This window comes from Mycobacterium sp. (assembly GCF_025965855.1).
Taxonomy (GTDB): domain Bacteria; phylum Actinomycetota; class Actinomycetes; order Mycobacteriales; family Mycobacteriaceae; genus Mycobacterium.
Window position 1 is genome coordinate 20,079 of record NZ_JAOPWB010000075.1, and the last position, 19,563, is coordinate 39,641.

Sequence of the window (19,563 nt, forward strand, 5' to 3'; positions counted from 1 at the left end):
GGAACCCGGCGAGAAGAGGAACGCATGGTTGAGCGCGCAGCAGCCTCGCCGCTCGCCGGCGACGCCAAATTCGGCGAGGCGCCCCTCGCGCAGACGGTGGCGGCGGCGACCGCCATGCGGCGCCTGAGCTCACTGCTGGTATCTCTCGAGCACCCGCACCCCAGCGTGGACATCATGCTCGCGAAGTTCGCCGAGTGGGAAGGCGAGTTGGCCGCCGCGGCCCCGGCGGACAACGCACCGCGAATCGGCGAGATCGCCGACGATCCCCGGCGCGTCTACCTCAACCACGCCACCGACATCGGCGCCTACAACCCCTGCTTTCCCGAATACCGGTTCGACCAGCTCGATGCCGAAAAGGCCGGCGGTGTTGTGTGCTTCCCGCTGGTCTACGAGGGGCCGCCGGGACTGGTGCACGGCGGTTTCCTCGGCGTCTTCTTCGACTCCGTGATCCAGCACCACAACTGCGTCACCGGCTTTTCCGGCAAGACCCGGTCCTTGCTAGTCAGCTTCCGCCGGCCCACGCCGGTGCTGACCGACCTGCGCTTCGACATAGTTCGCTCGCAAGTCGAACGGGGCATCGCGTCGACGGCGCGGCTGCTGCTCGACGACGAAGTGCTGTGCAAAGGCGAGGTCAACACGTTGGCGTCGCCGCCCGAGACCCTGACCGGATTCAAGTTCGGCAGGCGGCGAAGGGAGTCCGATAGATGAGCGCCTCCGGCGTTTCGGACGACCGCGTGCTCTTTGACGTCGACCGCGACCGGCGCATCGCGACGATCACGCTGAACAACTCCGAGCAACGCAACTCCTATGACGCCACGATGCGCGAGGCCGTCGCCCGCTGCCTGGACCACGTGGCCGACGACGACGACCTCACGGTGGTGCTGTTGCGGGGAGCCGAGGGAGTCTTTTCCACCGGAGCCGACATGAACAACGCGTACGGCTGGTACGGCGACGAGACCAAGGCGTCCGATGACGCGGCGGCCAAGCGCCGGCCCAGTCAGCGCAGACGACTTACCGTGGACCGCAAGTCGTTTGGCTTCTACCACAACTTTATGGGCTTCCCGAAGGTAACGGTGGGGGAGATCGCCGGCTACGCACTCGGCGGCGGCTTCGAGATCGCGTTGATGACCGACATCTCGGTCATCGCGCGGGACACGAAGATCGGCATGCCGGCAACCCGCTTCCTCGGCCCGGCCCTCGGCAGCCTGCACATGTTCTTCCACCGGCTGGGACCGGTGCTGGCCCGGCGTCTGCTGTTGACCGGTGACATCATCGAGGCCGGTGAGATCGAGCATCTCGGAATCTTCACCGACACATGCGATCCCGGCGCGGTTACGGCGCGGGCGCGGTACTGGGCCGAGAAGGCGGCGAAGATGCCCGCCGACGGAGTCGTCATTGCCAAGGAAGCGTTCCGCCTTGTCGAGCAGACCCAGGCGTACCACGGCGAGGAAGTCGCGAGCTACCTTTTTCACGCCTTCGGCACCAACCTGCAATTCGCACCGGGCGAATTCAACTTCGTCAAAGCGCGCGCACAGCATGGTGCGAAGGAAGCGTTCCGGCTACGTGACGAGCATTTCCACGTGGGGGAGCCCCCGGAAACGCAAGCGTAATGGCCGCGTCAATTTACCTCTGCCACACCAGATTCAACAGGCGAGAGAGCGACAATTTGCCCGCCTCCCAGCGACAGTTGGGGACGCCGCTCCGCATCTAACGGACTTGTCGCTGTGAGACGGGCACAAAGCATGTCCCCTCCGGCAGAGATCCATGTGGCGAATGTGACTTGACGGCAGTTACCGCGTCGCGGTCGCCTTGGTCCGCCCCCGCTGGACGGGCGACTTGGCGGCCTTGCGCTGCCGGGACGGCGCCGACTTGCCGCCTTTGCCGCCCTTCTCGATCAGACTGCCGGCGTGGTCGAGGATGCAGTCCAGGCCGAATTCGAAGTTGGTATCGTCGGGTGCCCCGATGCGGTGCCCCTGCCCGGTCACTTGGGCGATCAGCGGGGTGGTCGCCGGATCGATGGCCACGGCGTCCTCGATGGCGCGCGGACCGCTGTCCGGAGTCTGGTTCTTCTCGTACAGCCGGTGTAGCACCACCGAACCGCGCACGTGCACCGAAACCGCCGAGTAGGTGTCGAAGGCATCCTCGGGGGATAGGCCGGCCTCCACCAGATTGGAGATCGCGCGCTCCATCTCCTGGGCGCCCAGCCGCGCCGCTTTCGGGCTGAGAGCGGCGCGAATCAGAATCAGGTCGCACAGAATTGGGTTGCCCATGAACGTCTTACGCATCGAGCGCGCATGGTTGCGCAACGTCTCGCGCCAGTCGCTGGCCTCGACGTAGGGAGTGGCGAACACGTACTTGCTCAGGGCGCGGTCCGTCATCGCGTTGAGCAGATCGTCCTTCTTGCGGAAGTACCAATAGATGCTGGTGACGCCCACGCCCAGGTGTTTGCCGAGTAGCGGCATGCTCAGGTTGTCTATGGATACTTGCTCCGCGAGTTCGAATGCGCCGCTGATGATGTCGTCGGGATTGATGGATCCGCGTTCGCGTCGTTGACGCTTATCAGCGGTTGCCTGCTTTGCCACTACGGGCACCTCCATCACGATCTAGCCGTGCCACCGGTAAACTGGAATCTACCGGCAGTTCCTCTCTGACCTGCGTATACGCTTGCGTGTCGTCGCGTTTCCGTCTGCTACTGTAATACCTATCGTAGGCTTTTTGGTAAAACCCCTGGACACGTGAAAACGAGGCTGGGGACTTAGCGGGACTAGGCCATGGATCTAGGGCTGGCGAATGCCACGGCGGTGGTAGTCGGAGGAAGTCGCGGCATGGGCCTGGCGACGGCCCGCTGCCTTGCCGACGAGGGCGCCCGCGTCGCGGTGGTCGGCCGCAGCCGTGACGCGCTCGACTCCGCGGTGACGGATTTGAGCGGCCGCGGGAGCCCGGATGCGCTCGGGTTCGTCGCCGACGTCGGTGACGCCGGTGCGGTCGACAAGGTGTTCGCCGATCTCGGTGAGCGTTGGGACGGCGAACTGAACGTGCTGATCAATACCGTCGGGCCCGGCGCGGCAGGCAGTTTCGAGGTTTTGAGCGATGAACAGTGGCACCGGGCCGTCGAAGACGGGGTCATGGGCATGGTGCGCTGCGTCCGTTCGGCACTTCCGCTGCTGCGCAAGGCGCACTGGGCGCGGATCGTCAACTTCTCTGCGCACTCGACTCAGCGACAAAGCGTCATGCTGCCCGCCTACACGGCGGCCAAGTCGATGCTGACGAGCGTCTCGAAGAACCTGTCGCTGCTATTGGCCAAGGACGAGATTTTGGTCAACGTGGTATCGCCGGGCAGCATCGCGTCCGAGTCGCTGGTCGGCTGGGCGAAGTCCGTCGGCGTCGACGGCAGCGACCCCTACGCGCTGATGGACGCCATTGCCAAGCATTTCGGTCATCCCGCGCAAATGCCCCGGGCGGGCCTGCCGGAAGAGATCGGGCCGGTCGCCGCCTTTCTGGCGTCGCGGCGCAACTCGTACATGACCGGAGCGAACATCAACGTCGACGGTGGTTCGGACTTCACCTGACTCGAAATCGTTTGGCCGACAGAAGGAGTGAACAGTGGCGACGGCTGGCGAGGCACGCGTTTGGGCGCGAGGGGCGTTGCGGGGAATCGGCGACTCCCTCTACACGCCGTTCTGCGGCACCGACGGTGATGACATCGACTGGGACGCCTATCGGACGTTGGTGCGCTACTGCGTCGGCGACCTTGGACACCCGATGTTGTGGTGCACCAGCGGCATCGCCGAGTTCTGGTCGTTGACCATCGACGAGCGAAAGCGCTTGCTGGAGGTGGCAATCGAGGAGGCGCGCAGACTGAATCCGGACGTCGTTGTGCAGGCCTGCACAGCGGCGACGTCGGCGAAGGACGGTTTGGAATTGACACTGCACGCCCAGGCGGCGGGCGCCGACATCGCCTATATCCAAACGCCGATGATGGAGGCCCACGGTGGCGAGGGCGTGCTGAGGTTCTTCAAGTACATCGCCGCGCGCACCGATATCGCGCTGGGGATGTTCAACTCCCCGTCCTCGGGGCTACGTGTTGACTCCGGTCGAAAGCGCGCGGATCTATGACGAGGTGCCCGCGGTGTGCGCCACCAAGGAGGGCGCCTTCCGGCCGGAGGCGAGTCGGCGGCTGCACGAGCTGGCGCCTGGCCTGGCGGTCTGGGAATGCGACAGGACCGTGTACCGCGCCGGATGGTTGCGTGCCGGTATCGTCTGCCCGGCGCAATTGGGCACGGCCGGGTACCTGTTCGAGACCCCGCAGCGGCGCCTGTTTTCCGAGTACTGGGATCTCGTGCTGAGTGACAAGCTCCTCGAGGCGATGGACTACGGCCGCGAATCCGGGATGGACCAGTTCGACCTCGACGTCGGATCGTGGTGGACGTGCTATCCGGGGCGCCCGGATTACTTCACCCACTGGGGTGGTGCTTTCAAATACGCCGCCTCACTGCTGGGGCTGCCGATCGGTGACTATCCGCATTCCCGGCCGCCGCAAGCGGAGCTGCCGGCTGAGGCGAAGGCCCAGATCGAGAGGGCCTACCGGCGGCTCGGGCTCATCGCGGCATAGCCATCAACAGCGTGGCCGGGCAACAGCGTGGCCGGGCAACCGATTACACAACGGAGCGGACCCGGCGAGAAACCGGGCCCGCTTCGTGGACTGGCTGATTACTGCTGCTCGGCTCGCTCGCGCGACTCGTGCGCCTTCGCCTTGCCGCGGGCCTTCTCGGCCTCGGCTTCCTTCCGCCCAGCGTTGCGTTGGGCTTCGGCTTTGTCCTGCTGAGCCTTGCCTTCCTCGATCAGGTCGTCGCGGCCGATGATGACGCCGATGACCTGCTTGGTCTTCCCGAAGACGTCTTCGACGATGCCCCTGACGAACTCGACCGGGCCGGTCTTGATGTCAACCATTTGCATCTCCCTCCCATTGATGGCTGGCTCCTTCAAGGCTTCCCAGACACCCCGTCGACGCAAACATCTGCCGGCGTGACGCACGCCACAGAAGTAGCTTTACGGTGAGAGCTACTCGCTTCAGCTTCGCAGTGCCCGCTATCGAAAGGATCGGCAGTGCTCACGCTGGGTGTCATTGGCTGGATCCTCATCGGGGGCTTGGCTGGCTGGGTCGGCAGCAAAATCACGGGAACTGATGCCCAAATGGGGTTGATTCTCAATATCCTGGTCGGGATCGTGGGCGGCTTGATCGGTGGGTTCCTGCTGCGCGGCTTTGGCGTAAACGTCGCCGGCGGCGGTCTCGTGTTGTCGTTTGTGACGTGTCTGCTGGGGGCGGTGATCCTGCTGGCGATCGTCAAGTTGATCAGCCGCGGACGGGTGTCCCGCTAGGGGTATCGGTACCGGGTCAGCGCCCCGAAAATCGCTGTTGGATCGGGTTTGGCCCGGGCGTGGCGGCGGTTGTGGAATGCGCTACCGATAGGTATACAGTATGGGTACAAAATCGGTTGGATCCGGTAGGCAAGCGTGAGGAGGTGCCGCGGCAGATGTCCGGCAGCGACGGTGCTTCCGAAGATGCGGTGCTCTACGAGGCCACGGCGAGCGGCGTTGCGATCCTCACCTTCAACCGCCCGGATCGCCTGAACGCCTGGGGTCCCGACATCGCCGCCGGGTTCTACGCAGGGATCGACCGAGCCGAAGCGGACCCGGACATCCGGGTGATCGTGGTGACCGGCCGGGGCAAGGGATTCTGCGCCGGTGCGTATCTGGGGGCGCGGAGTTCGGCAGCCACCTACGGCAAGACCATGGAGAAGGCGCGTCAGACGGACCTGGCCGCGTTGGTCGGCGAACGCCCGCCTCATTTCGTGACCACGGTGCGCAAGCCCGTCATCGCGGCCGTCAACGGTTCCTGCGTCGGCATCGGTCTGACCCAGGCGCTGATGTGCGATGTCCGCTTCGCGGCCGCCGGGGCCAAGTTCGCCGCCGTGTTCGCCCGCCGCGGGCTGATCGCCGAATTCGGCATCTCCTGGATACTTCCGCGCCTGACCACCTGGGGAGTCGCGCTCGACCTGTTGTTGAGCGGGCGCACCTTCCTCGCCGAGGAAGCGGCAGAACTCGGCCTCGTCAAAGAAGTCGTCGCGCCCGAAGATCTGATGAGCCGCGCCCTGGAATACGCGGAGGACATCGCGCGCAACTGCTCGCCGGCTTCGATGGCGGTGATCAAACGGCAGGTATACGGCGACGCCACTCGCGATGTCGTAGAAGCCACGTCGCGTGCCGAGGTCCTGCTGCACGAGGCGATGCCGCGCCCGGACGTCATCGAAGGGATCACCAGCTTCCTCGAGAAGCGGCCGCCGCAATTCCCTTCGCTCACTTCAACCGACGTTTGATCTTGCCGGTGGTACCGGAAAGGATGGTCATGGCTACCTTGGATTACAAGGCGATCGACGTCGACAATCACTATTACGAGCCGTTGGATGCCTTCACCCGCCACTTGGACAAGAGGTTCAAGCGCCGCGGCGTGCAGATGGTCACCGACGGCAAGCGCACCTGGGCCGTGATCGGGGACCGCGTCAACCACTTCATCCCCAACCCCACCTTCGACCCGATCATCGTGCCGGGCTGCCTTGACTTGTTGTTCCGCGGCGAGATTCCCGAAGGTGTCGATCCGGCCTCGCTGATGAAAGTCGAGCGGCTGGCCAACCACCCCGAGTACCAGAACCGCGATGCGCGGGTCGCGGTGATGGACAGCCAGGACATCGAGACGGGGTTCATGCTGCCGACGTTCGCGTGCGGCGTCGAGGAGGCGCTCAAGCATGACATCGAGGCGACGATCGCGTCGGTGCACGCATTCAACCTGTGGCTCGACGAGGACTGGGGCTTCGACCGGCCCGATCACCGAATCGTTGCCGCGCCGATCATTTCGCTGGCCGATCCTGCCGCGGCGCTCGACGAGGTCGAGTTTGTGTTGGCACGCGGCGCCAGGCTGGTGCTGGTACGGCCGGCGCCGGTGCCCGGTGTAGCCAAGCCGAGGTCGCTGGGCGATCCCAGTCACGACCCGGTGTGGGCCCGGCTGGCCGAGGCGGGCGTACCGGTGGGCTTCCACCTCAGCGACAGTGGATATGTGCACATTGCGGCGCAGTGGGGAGGCAAGGCGACGTTCGAGGGGTTCGGCGAAAAGGATCCGCTGGAGCAGGTACTCCTCGACGACCGCGCCATCCACGACACGATGGCATCGATGATCGTGCACGGCGTATTCACCCGTCATCCGAAACTCAGGGCGGTCAGCATCGAAAACGGCTCGTACTTCGTGCACCGGCTGATCAAGCGCCTGAAGAAGGCGGCCAACATTTATCCGCGGCATTTTCCCGAGGATCCGGTGGAGCAGTTGCGCAACAATGTCTGGATCGCGCCCTACTACGAGGACGATCTGCCGGAGCTGGCCGACGCTATCGGCATCGATAAGATCCTGTTCGGTTCCGACTGGCCGCACGGCGAAGGCCTCGAGTCGCCGCTGTCGTTTTGCGAAGAGCTCGCAGATTTCAGCGATTCGGATATCCGAAAAATCATGCGCGACAACGCTCTAGACCTGCTCGGTGTCCAAGTCGGATCGGTCGCTTGATTATTCGAGGCTGGTTGCGCTAGTGAGCGAATGGACCGTAGGCGCAGTTCTTGACGCCATCGCCGACGTCATCCCGGACCGTCTGATGACCGTCTGCGGAAACCGCCGAAGCACGTTTGCCGAATCGGCCGGCCGCACCGACAGGCTCGCAAATTACCTCAGCGGCAAGGGGTTCGGGGCCTACGCCGAGCGCGCGACGCTCGAACCCTGGGAATGCGGACAAGACCGGGTCGCGCTCATCATGTACAACGACCTGTACCCCGACATGGTGATCGGATGCCTCAAGGCGCGCACCATCCCGGTCAACGTGAACCACCACTACTCGCCACGCGAAATCGCCGACCTCCTCGACTACGTGCGGCCGCGGGGAATCATCTATCACCGATCTCTCGGCGCCCGGTTCGCCGACGTGCTGCCCCCCGCCGGGACGGAGCTACTGGTGTCCATCGACGACGGAAGCGGCGCACCCGAACTGCCGGGCGCGGTGTCGCTGGACGACGCCTCGGCGGCCGGCGGCACGGGCTTTCCCCCGGTGGGGTCGCCGGACGACCTGATCATGATGTGTACCGGCGGAACGACGGGACGCCCCAAGGGGGTCCTGTGGCGTCAGAGCGACATGTACGTGTCGTCGATGGTGGGTGCCGACCACGCGAGCGTCACCGAGATCCACGACAAGGTGCGTAACGGAGGCCCGCCGTGGTTCGCGGTTTCGCCGCTGATGCACGCGGCCGGCATGTGGACCGCGTTCGCGGCGCTTTGCGCGGGCCTGCTGGTCGTGCTCTACGACGACCGCAACAAGCTCGACGTACGGTCGGTGTGGGAAACCGCCGAGCGCGAAAAGGTGGGCATGATGACGATGGTCGGCGACGCCTACGCCGGGCCGCTGATCGCCGAACTGCGCGCCCACCGCTACGACTTGTCCTCGCTCAACGCCATCGGCACCGGCGGAGCCGCCACCAACGCGAAATACAAACGGGCACTGATGGAATGCCTCCCGCACATCACCATCATCGAGGGCTACGGATCCTCGGAGAGCGGCAACATGGCGTTCGGGCACAGCCGCGACGGGACCGCGAGCGAAACCTTCGAACCCAGGGCCGGCGCCTCCGTCATATCCGCCGACCGGAGCCGGTTCCTGCGCCCCGGTGACCAGGAGATCGGGTGGGCCGCCAGGACCGGCCGGATTCCGCTGGGGTACTACAACGATGCCGAGGCCACCCGACGGACCTTCACGCAGGTCGAGGGTCAGCGGGTGGTGATACCGGGCGACCGGGCATCCGTTGAGAAAGACGGCACCATCCGCCTTTTCGGCCGGGACTCGCTGGTCGTCAACACCGGCGGCGAAAAGGTCTTCGTCGAGGAGGTCGAGGAGGTGCTGCGCGCACACCCGGGCGTCGCCGACGCCCTGGTGGTGGGACGGCCAAGCGAGCGGTGGGGCCAGGAAGTCGTCGCGCTCGTCGCGCCACACCCGGGCACCGACCTGAGCGCCGACGAGCGTGCCCTCTATACCTTCTGCATCTCGCAGCTGGCGCATTTCAAGGCGCCCAAGGCGTTCATCTTCGTCGAACAGATTCAGCGTCTCGGCAACGGCAAGCCCAACTATCGGTGGGCCCGAGAACAAGCCGAAGAGAAGGTGTCATGAACACCAAAGCGATTGACTGCCTGATAAATGTGCACTTCGGCGAGGCCGAATCCCAGCCCACCTGGATGCTCAAAGTCCGGGACGATTACTTCAAGGGCCCGGAGTCGATGTTCGCACCGGTCGACCTGTCGGAGCTGCTCGACGAGATGGACTCCCACGGCGTGCAGAAGGCGATCCTGATGGACTCGATGGCCGGCCCGTCCACCACCGCGCGCAAGTTCATCGAAGCCAGGCCGGACCGGTTCGCCCTGGCGATGGGTGGGATCAACCTGCTGCGTCCGGTGCGGTCGTTGCGCGAGTTGACGGCTATCGTGGGCGACCTGCCGGTGGCGTATGCGGTAGTGGGACCGAGCTTTTGGGGCGACGGGCAGTACCCGCCCAGCGACGCCGTCTACTACCCGCTCTACGCCAAATGCGCGGAGCTCTACCTCCCGCTGTGCATCAACACCGGCATCCCGGGGCCACCGATTCCCGGAGAGGTGCAGCATCCCATGCACCTGGATCGGGTGTGCGTGCGTTTTCCCGAGCTGAAGCTGTGCATGATCCACGGCGCCGACCCGTGGTGGGATGTCGCGATTCGGTTGCTGCTCAAGTACGCCAACTTGCGGCTGATGACCTCGGCGTGGTCACCCAAGCGGCTGCCGGACAGCCTGCTGCACTACATGCGGACGCGTGGCCCGGACAAGGTGATCTACGCGTCGGACTGGCCGGTGCTGCGCATGCGCCGAGTGATACCCGAAGCGCGTGCGCTGGACCTGCCCCCAGAGGTGCTGGACAACTACCTCTACAACAACGCTCAGGAATTCTTCTTCGGACGGGAGCACTGACCATGGACCGCTTCGAACTGCGCCGACTCGACTACAGCCTGTCCGGGGATCACGTCGCGTTGCAGAATGCCTACAAGCAATTCTTCAAGACCCATTGCTCGATCGAAACGGTCCGCGCCGCAGAACCGTCCGGCTTCGACAAGAACCTGTGGGAGCGGCTGTGCGCGATGGGCGCGACCACGATGGCCCTGCCGGAGTCCTGCGGCGGTGACGGTGCGACGCTGGTCGATCTCACCCTGGTGGCCGAGGAGACCGGCCGGTCGCTGGCCCCGGTCCCGTGGATCGACCACGTGTGCGCCGCGCGGTTGCTCGGGCGCCTGGGAGGACTGGACGCCGACGCCGCCGGTGTGGCCAACGGTGAACAGGTCGCCGGACTCGATGCCCGCATCGACAGTCCGCCGGGCGTCCGGCTGATTCCGACGGGAGCGATCGCCGACCACATCATCGTGCGTGACGGCGATGAGCTCGTCCGCCTGACGTTCGGGACCCGGCCGGCCAAGGTCGACAACATCGGCCGGTTGCCGATGGCCTGGGTGGACCCGGCCGCCGCGGACACCCGCACGGTCATCGGCCAGGGCCCCGATGCGGTGACGAGTTACCAACGGGCCCTGGATGAATGGCGGCTACTGACCGCGGCGGCCCTGGTGGGTCTGGTCGAGGAGACGATGACCATCGCGGCGGAGTTCGCCAAGACCCGCTACACGCTGGGCGTGCCGATCTCGACGCTGCAGGCCATCTCGCACCCGCTGGCGAACATGGCCATCACCGTCCAGGGCGGGCGTAACCTCGCCCGCCGGGCCGCCTGGTTCCTCGACAACGAACCCGACGAGCGACGCGAGCTGGCGCCGTCGGCCTTCGTCTTCATGGCCGAGGAGGCCGCCAAGGCGGCGACGATGGCGGTGCACATCCAAGGCGGCCTCGGGGTTTCCTCCGAAGCCGCGGCCACGGCGTATCTGGTGCGCGCCAGGGGATGGCCGCTGGCCGGCGGCGACCCCGGCGCCACCGCCCTGCGCGTCGCCGAGATCGTCGCGGCCCGCGAGAACACACCACAGCCCGCGTAGGACTGGAGCGAAACGATGGACTTCTCCCGAGTCGAGCTGACCGAGGAAGATCAGGCCTTCCTCGAGGAGTCGCGGAATTTCCTGAGCACCCACATGACCGAAGAGGTCAGGCGTCGCGACCGCGAGACCGGCGACAACTTCGACGAGGGACTGCACCTGAAGTTCGGCGCCGCAGGCTATTTGGAGGCCGAGTGGAAGCCGGAGTCCGAGGGTGGGTTCACCCGGGTCCGCCGCCGCATCTGGGAGCTGGAGAAGCGGCGGGTGCACGTGCCCTGGGTGACATGGGGCACCACCGCCATGGTGGCGCGCTCGGTGGCGAAGTTCGGCTCACCGGAACTGTGTGAGGAGGTGCTGCCAAAGGTCTTCAGCGGCGAGGTCCGGCTCTGCCTTGGCTACACCGAGCCCGAAGGCGGCTCTGACGTCGCCACCTGCAAGACCCGCGCGGTGCGGGAGGCGGATGGATCCAGCTGGGTCATTAACGGCTCCAAGATGTTCACCACCGGCGCGCACAACTGCCAGTACGTGTTCCTGATCACCAACACCGCCCCGGAGGCGCCGAAGCACAAGAGCCTGACCATGTTTCTGGTTCCGCTGGATTTGCCGGGCGTCGATATCCAGGGCATCCGCACGGTGGACGGCGACCGGACCAACATCGTCTACTACACCGACGTTCGCGTCGACGACAAGTACCGGCTGGGGGACGTGAACGCCGGCTGGACCGTGCTGCGCGAGCCGCTCAACGTCGAGCACGGTGCGGTTGCGGCGGCGCGCGACGGGCTGCAGGACACCTCAATCATGATGCACCAGGCGGGATTCATGTCGGAGGCCGTCGACAAGGCCGCGGCGCGCGTGGCCCGGCCCGGCCCCGACGGGCACCGGTTGATCGACGACAAATCCGTCGCCTACCGCTTGGGCCGCAGCGCCGCCCGGGTGGAGATTGCGCTGTCGTCCCCGAGCATCTTCGGCCGGGTCGCCATCGCACAAACCATGCGGGACATCTCCCCGGATCTGATGGACATCCTCGGGGCCGCCTCGGCCTTACCGCCCGGCGCCGATGGCGCCGAGGCCGCCGACGACGGCAGCGCCGAGTACGCCTACCGGTTCGCTCCCTTGGTGGGTATCTACGGTGGCACGCTCGAGGTGTTCCGCAACATGATCGGCCAATACACGCTCGGGCTGGGCAAGCCGAACTACTCACCGCCGAAAGCTTCCTGACGCGACGAACGTGTAACCGCTGCGACCGGCGTCGGCGTGTCGTCGCAGCGATTACACGCTCGGTCAAGAGGTGGGGCCGGTTCTCGGCCAGTGGGCGGTGACGGCCTTCCCGGCGCCGATGCCGGTAAGGGACCGGACCTCCATCTCGGCGTTGCGCACCGGCTCACCGCGTAGGTCAATCACGACGCCGCGGCATTCGTCGCGTGCGCGTCGCTCTTGAAGGCCTCGCGCCGGACCATTTCCCACACCGTCGGCGTGTGCTCCGTTGTCGAGACGACAACGGTCTGCCGCCTTGCCATCCCGTCTTGCGCAAGTTTGACGAGGTAGTCCGCCAGGTCGATGCGGGCCGTGAATGCGCCTACCGGATCAATTTCTCCCGCAACATAATTCGTACGCTGAGGCAAATCGAATAATCCCGACGGGCGCACGATCGTCCAGTCCAGGTCGCTTTCGCGCACCAACCCTTCCATCCGCCGGATATCGTCGTACACGGTCTTGCCAATGGTGCGGGTGATGATCGGCTCGACGAGCCGTAACGCCAGCGGCGTATGGCGCCGGCCGGGCGCGGGGTAGGCGCCGATGGAACTGACCACGACAAGCCGGTTGACGCCGGACTCGCGCATCGCGGTCACGACATTGCGGGTGCCGACGGAATACGTGTCGACCGGCTGGCGGGTGAACGGCACACCGAGCGTCGATAGCACGGCGTCGGCGCCCGCGACGATCCCGGCGAGGCCGTCGCGCAGCACGTCCGCGCCTGCGACGGTCAGCCGCACGTCGGAGATGGGGAACTCGTCGGGCCGCCGGGTCACGGCCACAGCCGAGTGACCGGCGTCGAGCACCCGACGCGTCAGCAGCCGTCCGGTCAATCCGTTGGCGCCGAAGATCACGATTTGCATGAGGACTCCTTCGATAGTTACCGGCGGCGGGTTGCCGTCGTGTACCGCCGGGGCAGGGCGGGGATCAGGACCGCGGCGGCGACACAGTGCAACGCGGTCAACATGAGTTGGGTGCCTAGGTTCGCGGTCGTGAAGAACACCGGCACGATGGATAGCACGAGAACGACCATGGTCAGCGCGATCCACACGCCCCGGGCGGATGAGGTGTACCGCTCCAGCAGGGCGATCACGATCCAGCCGGCCAGTCCCGCGGCCACGGTCGCGACGATGGTCAGCGCGAGGGTGATTTGCCGGGTGCCGGTCGGCGTATCGACGATGTAATCGACGTCCGCCAACCGCCCCAGGAGCCACGCCAGACCTGTTGCCGCCGCGGCGATCCCGATCGCCACCACCCGGCCGGCGGGCCACCGGGCGTTGTGGACCGCCAGTTGCCCAGCCATATGCGACATCGCGAATTCCCTTTCGGCCACCTGCTTTGCGGGCAAGGGCTTCTTGCCTGCCCGCTACTACGACGAAACGGGCCGGCCGAAAGTTACAGGTGCGGCGTCGCCGAACGTGCAGTCAGTGCGAGAAATCGGCGGTCGTTTCGCGCTGAGTACACGCTCGGCGAGGCTCAGGTGGTCGGGATCGTCGCGGCGGCGGTGCCGGGGGGCGAGCAGCGCTCCAGGGCGCGCACCAGCAGTGCTGACAGGGGTGCGGCGTTCTGCATCGTCGGCGGCCACGTACTGATCACGTGATCGGACGCGCTGAACCTTTCACCGAGTGGATCGTGTGGATCGATAAGCTCGTAATAGGCGCCGCTCACTTCTGGTCCGGCGCATTCACGCGATGGCTCCCGACTCTTTGAGTTCGGCGATGCGGTCCCAGTCCATGCCGAGCTCCATCAAGACGATCTCGGTGTGCTCGGAGGCTTGCGGCGCGCGGGTTGTCACCAGCGGCTCATGGTTGAACTGTACCGGCCCACGCACCACGCGGAATGGCTTTCCGCCGCTTGCTAGTTCGACCTCGGCGATCATGTCGTTGGCGATGGCCTGCTCGTCGTCGGTCAGGTCGATCAGGCTCTGGAACGGGGCCCACTGACCCTTCATCGTCTTCAGATGCCGGCGCCAGTACTCAAAAGGCTTGGCGGCGACGGCCTTCGCGATCAGCTCGGCGGCCGCGTCGGCGTTCTGGATCAGCGGGAGCACATCGGAGAAGCGGGGATCGTCGGCGGCCTCGGGGATGCCGAGGTGCTCGAAGGTGTCGCGGATGATTCCCGTCGGGCTGATGATGCACAGGTTGATCGTGCCGCCGTCGGAGGTTTGGTAGTTGCCCATGAAGGGATTCACCGATGCCGCGAGGGAACCCGGCATGGACGTTCGCATGACCTCTCCGGTCTCCATGCCCTGCGTCACGCTGGCGCCCGCCGCCCACCAGGCCGTGCTCAGCAACGACACATCCATTTCGAGGGCCTCGCCGGTGCGCTCGCGGTGCAGCAACGCGGCCGAGATGCCGCCGGCGATGAACATGCCGCCGATGGAGTCGCCGAACGCCGGAATGCCTTGGCCCAGTGCGCCACCCAGCTCCTCCGGCGTCAGCGCGTACCCGACCCCGCTGCGCGTCCAGAACGCCGTCCCGTCGTAGCCGCCGACGTCACGCTCGGCTCCCTTGTCCCCGTAAGCCGAACCGCGGGCGTAGACGATGTTCGGGTTCACCGCGCGGAGGTGCTCGACGTCGAACTTGTGCTTCTGCCGCTGTGCGGGCATGTAGTTGGTCAGGAACACGTCGGACGTCTTGGCCAGTTCGTAGATCACTTCCTGGCCGCCCGACGTGGAAACATCGATCCCGACGCTGCGCTTGCCCCGGTTGGGATGCTCCATCAGCGGGTGCCGGTCCGGGTCGACCTGGATGCCGCCCATGTTGAGGAAGCCGCGCTGGGTGTCGCCGCGCACCGGGTGCTCGACTTTGATGACGTCTGCGCCCCAGTCGGCGAGGATCGCCCCCGCTGCCGGGACGAACGTGAACTGCGCAAGCTCCAGGACCCGAAAGCCCGCCATTACCTTCACCATTTCCTCCGACACTACTTCGCGTCGAACGTCACCGGAAGGGCTGTCGGCGAACGGAAGGGCTGGCCGTCGATGTGTGGATCGCCGTCGGACAGCAGGGTGACGTTGGTCAGCCGATTCAGCAGGCATTCGACCGCGACCCGGGTTTCCAGCCGCGCCAGGTGAAGACCCAGACAGGTGTGCTCGCCGGCGGCGAAGGAGATGTGCGGCATGTGCTTACGGAAGATGTCGAACTGTTCCGAACGTTCCCAGCGCCGCTCGTCGCGGTTCGCGGAACCGATGCACACGCCGATCACCGCGCGCGCCGGAATCTCGACTCCGTCGAGCTCGGTGTCTTCCGTCGTGAACCGCTGCACCGTGGTCAGCGGCGTCTCGAAGCGCAGCCCTTCCTCGATTGCCTGGCCGATGAGCTCGCGCTCGGCTTGCACCGCCGCGAACTGATCGGGGTGAGTGAGCAGCAGATACAGCAGGTTTCCCGACGACCGGTACGTGGTCTCCAGCCCGGCGGGCAGCAGCAGACGCAGGAAGGAGTAAATCGCCTCGTCGCTGAGCCTTTCGCCATCGATCTCGGCGGTGACCAGGTCGCCGATGATGTCCTCGGTGGGCTTGGACTTGCGCTGCTCGATCTGCCCGACGAAGTAATCCTTCAGCGCCGCCGACGCCTCGAACGCGCGCTCGTAGTCGACGTGGTAGCTGATCAACTCAACGGCGCGCTTGCGAAACACCGGCAGATCGTCGGCCGGCAGTCCCAGCAGTTGGGCGATGACGCGGGTGGGGACTTCGAAGGTGAATTGCCGGACCAGGTCGGCTTCGCCCGTGTCGATGAACTCGTCAATCAGCGCGTTGCAGATCGGCCGCACGACGGTGTTCTCCCACCGGGCCAGGGCTTTGGACTTGAATGCCGCGGACACCAGGTTGCGATGGTCGCGATGCTTCTTTCCCTCCATCGCCAGAATGGTCGGCCCCATGAACAGGCCAATCGTCTTGTCGTACGGCGCGGAGCTGAAGATCCGGCCGTCGCGAAACACCGCGTTCACCGCGTCGAACGAGACCGCGGAGTACTCGTTCTTGGGCAACAGTGACTCGGGCGTCTTGGAGTAGTCCATGACCGTCCCGCGGAACACGCCGGCCTGCCGTCGCTTGTGAGCGAAGTACGGGTAGGGATCACGCAGGCTGACGGTCTCTTGGCCGGTTTGGGAGCCGGTCGAAACGTTGGTCGTCACCTAGATCTCCAGCATCTTCAGCAGGAACAGGCTGTCGTTGCGTAAGATCGTACTGTAATTATTACAGTAGACAATATGGGCACGGCGCACAGCACGATCGATGGGCAGCGCGCGGCGCTGGGAGTGATGCTGGACCGACAAAGACGAGCCTTCATGGCCGACGTGCCGCCACCGATGCGTTTGTCGACGCCATGGCCGCCGATTTCGGCACCCGATCGCGGGCGGCGACGCTGTTCACCGAGTTCACTCGGCATGTTATCGGTCATCGAGCACACGAGATTCCATGTCGCCCAATGGATGCGGCCAACCAAACTCACGCGCGCCGCGCGGCCGTGCGGCATCGCCTGCCCCTTATCGGCTCAACAGTTCGAGCCGCGCAGAGCAGGCGCCGGTGATGAGGCCGGCGATTCCTCGAGTCCGTCGCGGTAGCCTGGTCCAAGGCGCGGGGGCGCCGCTGAAGGGGATTTATGACGGCACCATCAACGTCTTCCGTAACATGATCCCTCAGCAGGTGTTGGGTCTGGGCCGCCCAAGCTATTCACCGCCGAAGAAGGTGACCTGATGACGATCGAAATGATCGCCGATGGTTTGGGATTCACCGAAGGGCCCGCCTACCTGCCCGACGGTAGGGTCGCGGTGGCCTCGGTCAGTCACGGCTGCGTGTACATCATGGACCCGGGCGGGGGTTCACCGGAAAGGATCGACACGGGCGGCGGGCCCAACGGTCTCTGCGTCGGGTCCGACGGATCCATCTACGTCGCGCAGAACGGCGGCAATTTCGGTGCCGACGCAACAGCCGGGCCTGGCGTGCAGGTCATCCGCGACGGCCGAGTCGACTTCCTCGCCGAAGGCATGGACGCGCCGAACGATCTCGTGTTGGGGCCCGACGGCCGCCTCTGGGTCACCGACACCCGCGCCGAAATGGATTTCTTTCACCCCGACGAAAGCAAGCCGGTGATGGCTGTGGACCGTTGATACAGCCACCGGCGCAAAGGAATTGGTGCTTGAATCCGGGCCGGTTTGGATCAATGGCCTTGGTTTCAGCCCGGATTCGACCCGACTGTTGGTGACCGCGACGTCCGGCGCGCAGCTTCTACGTTACCCGATGGGAGCGACGGCCTTGCCCGATGGCCACGCCGGTGAGGTGGTGTGCACATTCGAGCGGGGATGGCCGGCGGGAATGGCGGTTCGGGCCGACGGAGCGTCTTGGGTGGCGTTGACCGGCGGAGACCGACTCGACCTCGTCGGCGAGACGGGCGAAATCCTGGATGTGACGGTGTTGCCAGCTGGGACGCTTCCGACGAGCGTGTGCCTGGGCGCTGAGTCCGAGAACGAATTGCTCGTCACCGCCGCGTTTCACCAGGCGCTATTGAGAATCCGGCTGCCGCAGCGTGGGTGAATCAGGCAAGCATCGGGTGGTCGTCGTTGGCGGCATCAGAAATCGGCGCGAGGGCTGCCGGTATAGCCGTCAGCCGTTCACCGCCTGCTCGTGCGCCCACCGGTAGTCGGCCTTGCCCGACGGGCTGCGCTCGATCACCGGACGGAACACGACCGTCTTGGGAAGTTTGTAGCGTGCCAGAGACTGCGCGGCGTGTTCGATCAGCTCCTCGGCATCGGCACTCGTGCCTTCGGCCAGCGCGACCACGGCAACCACCTCCTGGCCCCACTGCTCGCTGGGCCGCCCGGCGACCACGACGTCGGCCACCGCGGGATGCGACGCGAGCGCGGTTTCGACTTCCTCGACGAAGATTTTCTCGCCGCCGGAGTTGATGGTCACCGAATCGCGGCCCAGCAGTTCGATGGCGCCGTCGGCGCGGTGGATGGCGCGGTCGCCGGGAATCGCGTACCGCACCCCGTCGATAACCGGGAATGTCTTGGCGGTCTTGGCCGCGTCGCCCTTGTAGCCCAGTGGAACGTAGCCGCGCTGCGCGAGCCACCCCATGCCGTCGTGACCGGGTGTGAGGATCTCGGTCAATTCTTCGGCCGCCACGAAGGTGTCGGGTCCCGCGTTGAAGGTGCCGGTCGACACCGCCCCCGACGTGGACAGGTGGTGCATCTGCGCGCCTGTTTCCGACGATCCGACGCCGTCGATGACCACGGCGTTCGGCAGCGCTTCGATGAGGCGTTGCTTGACGAACGGTGTGAGCAAGGCGCCGCCATTGGCGACCACGGCCAACGACGACACGTCGGCGATGCCCTTCTCGATGGCGGCGACCAAGGGTCGCGCCATGGCGTCACCGACCACCGTCACCGCAATCACCCGCTCACGCTCGATGGTTCGGACGACGTCTTCGGCGTCGAAATGATCGACGACGGAAGGGAAGACGACGGTCTGCCCGGTGGTGATCGCCGTCATCACGCTCCACTGGGCGGCGCCGTGGATCAGCGGGGGCAGGATCATCAACTTGGTCCCGGGGCCCGCCGCAGCTCCGGCAACGATCTCGTCGACCGAGCCGAAGGGCTCGCCGGTCACGAGATTTCGCCCGCCAAAGGACGTCATGAAGATGTCGTGCTGGCGCCAGAGCACGCCCTTCGGCATCCCCGTCGTGCCACCGGTGTACAGGACGTACAGGTCATCGGGGGAGTGCTGCACCCGCGGCGGTTCCGGCGGATTGGACGCCAGGACGGCCTCGTAATCCACCGCGCCGTAGAGCAAGTCGTAGCCGGAGTCGTCGGCGATCTGAATCAGGACGCGCAGCTGCGGAAGATCCGGCAGGATTTCGGCGACTCGGGGTGCGAACGCGGCCTGGTAGATCAGGGCGCTCGCGCCGGCGTCCTTCAGCAGATATTGCAGCTCGCTCTTGACGTAGCGGAAGTTGACGTTGAAGGGGGCGACTCGCGCCTGGAAGGTCCCCAGCAGCGCCTCGACGAATTCGTTCCCGTTGTAGGCGTACAGGCCCAGCAAGTCCTGACCCACCTCGTGGCCGGCCAGCGCGGAGCGCTCGGTGCGGCACCCCAGGCCCCGCGAGTGCAGGTATGCGGCGAGCCGGTTCGAGCGCTCGAGGAGCTGTGCGTAGCTGTAGCGCCGCTCCCCCCGGATCA

Annotated in this window: 19 protein-coding genes and 3 pseudogenes; 14 read left to right on the forward strand and 8 right to left on the reverse strand. The window is 65.7% G+C overall.

The genetic code is table 11. The annotated features are described in order from the left end of the window. Positions 1–24: 24 nt before the first annotated feature. Entirely contained in the window at positions 25–708 is a 684-nt protein-coding gene (locus JWP83_RS05385) for a hypothetical protein (protein ID WP_297726845.1), read from the forward strand. After that, positions 705–1,610 carry an enoyl-CoA hydratase/isomerase family protein gene (locus JWP83_RS05390; protein WP_297726848.1) on the forward strand — a complete coding sequence of 302 codons (906 nt, stop codon included), beginning with the start codon at positions 705–707 and terminating at the stop codon, positions 1,608–1,610. The genes JWP83_RS05385 and JWP83_RS05390 overlap by 4 nt, the downstream gene beginning before the upstream one ends. A gap of 180 nt (positions 1,611–1,790) precedes the next feature. Here JWP83_RS05390 and JWP83_RS05395 read toward each other — a convergent pair whose 3' ends face one another. Continuing rightward, a complete protein-coding gene (locus JWP83_RS05395) occupies positions 1,791–2,597 on the reverse strand; it encodes a TetR/AcrR family transcriptional regulator C-terminal domain-containing protein (protein WP_297726851.1) in 807 nt (268 codons plus the stop codon). Positions 2,598–2,771: 174 nt separating this feature from the next. Between JWP83_RS05395 and JWP83_RS05400 the strand changes: the two genes are divergently transcribed. Both JWP83_RS05400 and JWP83_RS05405 read left to right on the forward strand, forming a co-directional pair. Continuing rightward, positions 2,772–3,569: an SDR family oxidoreductase gene (locus tag JWP83_RS05400; protein ID WP_297726854.1), complete on the forward strand. Its 798-nt coding sequence runs from the start codon at positions 2,772–2,774 to the stop codon at positions 3,567–3,569. Between the two features lie 34 nt (positions 3,570–3,603). Further along, positions 3,604–4,612: pseudogene (locus JWP83_RS05405) on the forward strand (dihydrodipicolinate synthase family protein). 98 nt (positions 4,613–4,710) lie between these two features. On the opposite strand, the gene JWP83_RS05410 reads toward JWP83_RS05405, so the two are convergent. Further along, positions 4,711–4,950 carry a CsbD family protein gene (locus tag JWP83_RS05410; protein WP_297726857.1) on the reverse strand — a complete coding sequence of 80 codons (240 nt, stop codon included), beginning with the start codon at positions 4,948–4,950 and terminating at the stop codon, positions 4,711–4,713. 156 nt (positions 4,951–5,106) lie between these two features. Here JWP83_RS05410 and JWP83_RS05415 point away from each other — a divergent pair, with 156 nt between their 5' ends. The 7 genes from JWP83_RS05415 to JWP83_RS05445 all read left to right on the forward strand — a co-directional run bounded on the left by JWP83_RS05415 (position 5,107) and on the right by JWP83_RS05445 (position 12,354). Then, positions 5,107–5,379 (forward strand): GlsB/YeaQ/YmgE family stress response membrane protein, encoded by a 273-nt coding sequence (locus JWP83_RS05415; RefSeq protein ID WP_297726860.1) that lies wholly within the window; start codon positions 5,107–5,109, stop codon positions 5,377–5,379. 155 nt (positions 5,380–5,534) lie between these two features. Further along, on the forward strand, positions 5,535–6,377 hold the full coding sequence (locus tag JWP83_RS05420) for an enoyl-CoA hydratase (protein ID WP_297726864.1): 843 nt from the start codon (positions 5,535–5,537) through the stop codon (positions 6,375–6,377). Between the two features lie 29 nt (positions 6,378–6,406). After that, entirely contained in the window at positions 6,407–7,609 is a 1,203-nt protein-coding gene (locus JWP83_RS05425; RefSeq protein WP_297726866.1) for an amidohydrolase family protein, read from the forward strand. Positions 7,610–7,631: 22 nt separating this feature from the next. After that, a complete protein-coding gene (locus JWP83_RS05430; RefSeq protein ID WP_297726870.1) occupies positions 7,632–9,251 on the forward strand; it encodes an acyl-CoA synthetase in 1,620 nt (539 codons plus the stop codon). Continuing rightward, the gene (locus tag JWP83_RS05435) at positions 9,248–10,078 is read left to right on the forward strand and encodes an amidohydrolase family protein (protein WP_297726874.1); all 831 of its coding nucleotides are present in this window, start codon (positions 9,248–9,250) and stop codon (positions 10,076–10,078) included. Before JWP83_RS05430 ends, JWP83_RS05435 begins: the two co-directional genes overlap by 4 nt. Positions 10,079–10,080: 2 nt before the next feature. Continuing rightward, positions 10,081–11,139: an acyl-CoA dehydrogenase family protein gene (locus JWP83_RS05440; protein WP_297726877.1), complete on the forward strand. Its 1,059-nt coding sequence runs from the start codon at positions 10,081–10,083 to the stop codon at positions 11,137–11,139. A 15-nt stretch (positions 11,140–11,154) separates the two neighbouring features. Continuing rightward, complete coding sequence (locus JWP83_RS05445) at positions 11,155–12,354, forward strand: acyl-CoA dehydrogenase family protein (RefSeq protein WP_297726880.1); 1,200 nt, start codon at positions 11,155–11,157, stop codon at positions 12,352–12,354. A 179-nt stretch (positions 12,355–12,533) separates the two neighbouring features. Here the strand turns inward: JWP83_RS05445 and JWP83_RS05450 are convergent, their stop codons facing one another. The 5 genes and pseudogenes from JWP83_RS05450 to JWP83_RS05470 all read right to left on the reverse strand — a co-directional run bounded on the left by JWP83_RS05450 (position 12,534) and on the right by JWP83_RS05470 (position 16,521). Beyond that, entirely contained in the window at positions 12,534–13,253 is a 720-nt protein-coding gene (locus tag JWP83_RS05450) for an NAD(P)-dependent oxidoreductase (RefSeq protein WP_297726883.1), read from the reverse strand. 17 nt (positions 13,254–13,270) lie between these two features. Beyond that, the gene (locus tag JWP83_RS05455) at positions 13,271–13,702 is read right to left on the reverse strand and encodes a DUF6069 family protein (RefSeq protein WP_297726885.1); all 432 of its coding nucleotides are present in this window, start codon (positions 13,700–13,702) and stop codon (positions 13,271–13,273) included. Between the two features lie 200 nt (positions 13,703–13,902). Then, positions 13,903–14,058: pseudogene (locus tag JWP83_RS05460) on the reverse strand (thioesterase family protein); the annotation flags it as partial. 16 nt (positions 14,059–14,074) lie between these two features. After that, the gene (locus tag JWP83_RS05465) at positions 14,075–15,289 is read right to left on the reverse strand and encodes a CaiB/BaiF CoA-transferase family protein (RefSeq protein WP_297726887.1); all 1,215 of its coding nucleotides are present in this window, start codon (positions 15,287–15,289) and stop codon (positions 14,075–14,077) included. A gap of 23 nt (positions 15,290–15,312) precedes the next feature. Beyond that, entirely contained in the window at positions 15,313–16,521 is a 1,209-nt protein-coding gene (locus tag JWP83_RS05470; protein WP_297726890.1) for a cytochrome P450, read from the reverse strand. Between the two features lie 126 nt (positions 16,522–16,647). On the opposite strand from JWP83_RS05470, the pseudogene JWP83_RS05475 reads away from it, so the two are divergent. The 3 genes and pseudogenes from JWP83_RS05475 to JWP83_RS05485 form a co-directional block, all read left to right on the forward strand. Beyond that, positions 16,648–16,863 (forward strand): annotated as a pseudogene (locus tag JWP83_RS05475) (coniferyl aldehyde dehydrogenase); the annotation flags it as partial. Between the two features lie 219 nt (positions 16,864–17,082). After that, positions 17,083–17,496, forward strand: a complete 414-nt coding sequence (locus tag JWP83_RS05480; protein ID WP_297726893.1) for an SMP-30/gluconolactonase/LRE family protein — start codon at positions 17,083–17,085, stop codon at positions 17,494–17,496. 25 nt (positions 17,497–17,521) lie between these two features. Continuing rightward, the gene (locus JWP83_RS05485) at positions 17,522–17,920 is read left to right on the forward strand and encodes an SMP-30/gluconolactonase/LRE family protein (protein WP_297726896.1); all 399 of its coding nucleotides are present in this window, start codon (positions 17,522–17,524) and stop codon (positions 17,918–17,920) included. 69 nt (positions 17,921–17,989) lie between these two features. On the opposite strand, the gene JWP83_RS05490 is transcribed toward JWP83_RS05485, so the two are convergent. Next, on the reverse strand, positions 17,990–19,561 hold the full coding sequence (locus JWP83_RS05490; RefSeq protein WP_297726899.1) for an acyl-CoA synthetase: 1,572 nt from the start codon (positions 19,559–19,561) through the stop codon (positions 17,990–17,992). Positions 19,562–19,563: the final 2 nt, after the last annotated feature.